The sequence below is a fragment of the Collinsella sp. AM18-10 genome (assembly GCF_003471585.1).
In the GTDB taxonomy this organism is placed as follows: Bacteria; Actinomycetota; Coriobacteriia; order Coriobacteriales; family Coriobacteriaceae; genus Collinsella.
This window is the reverse complement of sequence record NZ_QRJO01000032.1, coordinates 1-4,510: the sequence shown is the minus strand read 5'-3', so window position 1 is coordinate 4,510 and position 4,510 is coordinate 1. Positions and strand designations below refer to the sequence as shown.

2 protein-coding genes are annotated in these 4,510 nt (G+C 60.3%); both read right to left on the bottom strand.

Going from position 1 to position 4,510, the window contains the following annotated elements:
- Positions 1–105 precede the first annotated feature (105 nt).
- Positions 106–1,434, bottom strand: coding sequence for a 23S rRNA (uracil(1939)-C(5))-methyltransferase RlmD (rlmD, locus tag DW211_RS09920; RefSeq protein ID WP_118260589.1), 1,329 nt, complete (start codon positions 1,432–1,434; stop codon positions 106–108).
- A 98-nt stretch (positions 1,435–1,532) separates the two neighbouring features.
- On the bottom strand, positions 1,533–3,935 hold the full coding sequence (gene ppk1, locus DW211_RS09915; RefSeq protein ID WP_233540996.1) for a polyphosphate kinase 1: 2,403 nt from the start codon (positions 3,933–3,935) through the stop codon (positions 1,533–1,535).
- Positions 3,936–4,510: the final 575 nt, after the last annotated feature.

Here is a 4,510-nt window from a genome sequence, read left to right as displayed (position 1 = left end):
GGAATGTCAATCCTGGTCTAACAGAGCCTTAAATAATCATTCGGAGCAAATCTATTTTTATCCCCGTGCCAGAAAAATCATCGGGCGTGGTCTGGGGCAAACAGTCTAGTTGCGCTTGAGGTGGACGACGGTTTCGCAGTGGAAGGTTTGCGGGAACAGATCGACCGGCGTGATCTTGACGGGGGAGAAGGTACCTTCCTCGACAAAGCGCTTAAGGTCGCGTGCCAGGGTGGCGGGGTCGCAGCTCACGTAGGCGACATCGCGAGCACTCGTGCTGGCGATAAGGTCGATCGCCTCGGGGGCGAGGCCTGCGCGCGGCGGGTCGACCACCAAGACGTCGGCATCCTGGTCGGGGAACTCGCGCACCGCGTCTCCGCCAATGACGTCGACGTTATCAAGCTTGTTGATCTCCAAGTTACGGCGCAGGTCGCGCACGGCCGGGCCGTAGGCCTCGACGGCGGCGACGAAGTCGCAGCGGCGGGCGAGCGGCAGGGTAAAGGTTCCGGCGCCGCAGTACAGGTCCACGGCAAGCTCGTCTTCTTGCGGGTCGAGCGCTTCCATGACAAGCTCGATCAAAATCTCGGCACCCTTGGTGTTGACCTGGAAAAAAGACGGGGCAGACAAGCGCATCTGACCCTCGGCGATATTCTCGGTCCATGAGCCCTCTCCGGCGAGCATTTCGACCTTGGAGACACGGCGGGCCTTCTTTTCGCCCTTGCTCATCACACGCACGATGCTCGTGGGATGAGCGGCGTCCGCCAGCACGCGGGAGACCTGCGAGCGCGGAAAAGAGCCTGTAGGCGTCCAGAGTGCGACCTCGAGTGCCTTGGTACGGCGCGATGCACGAATGCCCACGCGTTCGAGTCCCAAGTCATGGCTGCCGCTTAGATAGTTGAGTGCGCCGACGACCGATTTGAGCGCCTTCGGGAAGCGCTTATCGAACAGCGGGCACGCATCGACGGTCACGATTTTGCTGGGGTCGACACCGTGCATGCCAAGGCGCACGCGACCGTTGACGACGGTCGGTTCGAGCTCGATTTTATTGCGGTAGCCCCAGTCGTCCTTGGTGTGGCAGATGGGCTGTACCAACTCATCGACCTGCTCAGGAGCGAACTTGCCGATGCGCTCGAGCGTGGAGCGCAGGTTTTGCTCCTTGGCGGCGAGCTGTGCCGTGCGTGAGAGATTGCCCCACGAACAACCGCCGCAGATGCCAACGAAGGGGCAGGGGGGCTGAATGCGATCGGGGCTCGGCTCCAGAATCTCGGTCGTGCGGGCGCGCATGAACGACTTGCCGTCCTGTACGACCTCGGCCTCGACGGTGTCGCCTGCCACGGCGCCCTGCACAAAGACGGCCTTGCCGTTGTCGGCGTGCGCCAGCCCGTCGGCGCCGTAGGTCATCGATTCTATAGTGAGCTTCATATCCCTGCCTGTCATTCGTGTTGTTGCTCGCACCATGGTAGCAGGGAAAAGCGCCCCGCATCCGAGGCTTTCCTCAAATGCGGGGCGCTTCTACAAACTGCTTCTACAAACGACTATTTCGTCTTGCCGGTAATGAGCGTCTTAAGACCCAGGCCGATCAGGCCCAGGCCCATGCGCACACGACCGGGGCGATGGCGCTCGATGGCCTTGGTCTTGCCGGCGGGCTTATCGCGACGGGCGCTCGTCTCGGGTGCGGGCTTAGCTGCCTGCGGCTCGGGCTGAGGTGCAGGTGCGGGCTCGGGCTCAATGACGGTCGCCTGGACCTTCTGAACCTCGGGTGTGGCCGGCTGCGGCTTAGGAGCAGGTGCGGGCTTTGCCTCAATGACGGGCTCGGGCGCGGCCTCGGCGTTGCGGTAGGCACGCTCCAGCAGGGCTTCCTGCGAGTTGAAGGGTTTCTCACCCTCTGCGCGCTCCACGGGGACCCAGGTGCCGTCGCTCGTGAGGCTGCGGGCCTTCACGTTGTCGCGCAGCTGCATGCTCATGTACTCGTGCACCAGGGCGCGGCAGGTGGGGTCGAGCACGGGGAAGGCGATCTCCACGCGGTGCTCGGTGTTGCGTGTCATCATGTCGGCCGAGCTCAGATAGATCATGTCCGAGTCCACGCCAAAGGCGTAAACGCGCGCATGCTCCAAAAAGCGTCCGACGATAGAACGGACATGCACGTTCTCGGTCTTGCCAGGAACGCCCGGCTTGAGGCACGAGATGCCGCGGATGATCATGTCCACGCGGACTCCTGCGCACGATGCCTCGGCGATCTTGTCGATGACCTCGCGGTCGGTGAGCGAGTTGAGTTTAAAGAACACGCGGGCGGGCTCGCCGGCGAGGGCGCGCTGGATCTCGCGGTCAAGCCCGCGCATGATGAGCGGTTTCAGTCCGACGGGCGCCACACCCAGGAAGCGGTAATCGCCGCGCAGGTTGCCCAGCGACAGGTTGCGGAAGAACAGGTTGGCGTCCTCGCCGATGCCGGGGTGAGCGGTCATGAGCATAAAGTCGCTGTAGAGTTTGGCCGTCTTCTCGTTAAAGTTGCCGGTGCCCAGCAGCGTCAGGCGCGTTAGCGCCATGCCCTCGCGATAGGTGAGCTGGCAGATCTTGGAGTGGCACTTAAAGCCCTCGGAGCCGTAGATGACGGTGCAGCCGGCCTCTTCCAGGCGCTCGGCCCACTCGATGTTGTTCTGCTCGTCAAAGCGCGCGCGGAGCTCCATGAGCACCGTGACCTCTTTGCCGTTCTCGGCGGCATCGATCAGCGACTCGCACAGGCGGCTCTGCTTGGCCACGCGGTAGAGCGTGATGCGCAGCGAGATGCACTCGGGGTCGTAGGCGGCCTCGTGCACCAGGTCCAAGAACGGATTCATGGCCTCGTAAGGGTAAAAGAGCAGCTTGTCGTGCTGCAGCACCTGCTCGCGGATGGAACGGGACATGTCGATGGTGGGGTTGGGCTGCGGCTTAAACGGCGTAAAGAGCAGCTCGTTGCGCAGGTGCTCGGGAATCTTGCCCTCAATGCCAAAGACGTAGCCTAGGTCGAGCGGGATATCGCAGGTAAAGACCGAGCGGCGAGAAAGCTCGAGCGCCTTGCGGATGGTCTTGAGCGTCGCCTTCTCGAGCGACCCCGAGACCGCGAGCACTACCGGCTGCAGACGCAGGCGCTTCTTGAGGATGCGCTTCATGTGCTGGCGGTAGTCCTCTTCCTCCTCGACGCCCTCGCCGTCCGGATCGATGTCGGCGTTGCGGGTGACGCGGATGAGCGCGCGGTCGAGCGGCTTATAGGAGCCAAAGCAGCTGTCCAGGCAGGCGAGGATGACGTCCTCGAGCAGAATGTAGGAGTAGGTGCCGGCGGGCGAGGGGATCTCGACCACGCGGTTCATCGAGGCGGGAATCTCGATTAGGCCCAGCAGACTTTCCTCGTCGGTGACGCCGTCCAGGCCGCAGGCCAGGTAGAGTGCGCCGTTGCGCAGGTTGGGGAAGGGGTGGCGCGGGTCAATCACCAGCGGTGAGATGACCGGCGACACGTAGGCCTGGAAGTAGCGGGTTACAAAGGTGCGCTCCTCGGGCGTAAGCGAATCGACACGCGCGCGGTGAACGTCCAGGGCGTCGAGCTTGCCCTCGATGCTCTTAAAGATGGACTCCCATCGGGTAAGGAGCCCGGGCATTTCGGCCATGACGGCATCGACCTGTTCGGAGGCGGTCATATTGCTCTTGTTGTCGACAGGCTGTTTTTTGAGCTCTGCCAGATCGGACAGGCCGCCCACGCGCACCATGAGAAACTCGTCGAGGTTGGACTCGAAAATCGACACGAACTTTAGACGCTCGAACAGCGGAACGGTCTCGTCGAAGGCTTCGTCAAGCACACGGTTGTCAAAGCGTAGCCAGCTGAGCTCTCGGTTCTGCGTGTACGAGAAGTCGCGCGGCGGTTTGCGCAGCTTTGCGGCGGCTTGCTTTTTTTCGATTTTGCTCGGCATATGCATCTGTCCGTTCAGTCCCCGCAGGGGACGGTTGCCTAACACTATTCACTATTGTCTCAATTTAGTCGACCTATGGCACGGACGTATCGCGTGAACGGTATCTTTACCTACTTCTTACGCTGACAGACCATAGAGCTGACGCCCGTCGCGTTGTGAAAAACGGTCTATATCCTCACTCAACTGGTGAGTATGTGTGAATAAGAATGATAGGTAGCTGAATATCATCGAATACAGACAGAAACACGAACAAGCGTCATTTATATACATAAAACCGTTTTAGATATGCAATTCCTAATCGAAAGATTGGAGTTGTAATTGCGAATGATTTTTGAGAAAAAAGAGCGTTTACCTTAGAAAAGTTACTTTAGAACGCCGAAGTACATCATGGGGGAATCACATGCGATATACCGTTCATCGCACTTTGTTGACCGTTCGGGGGCGAGGTGGAATTGCGGGTGATTTTTGGATATAACTAGAGCTGTCAGCAAGCAGCGTCTCATATGGAGGGGCGCTGATACATTCGGCCAGTAAGGCCCGAAAGAAAGGTAGGAGGCCATGACGAAAGGTCTGCA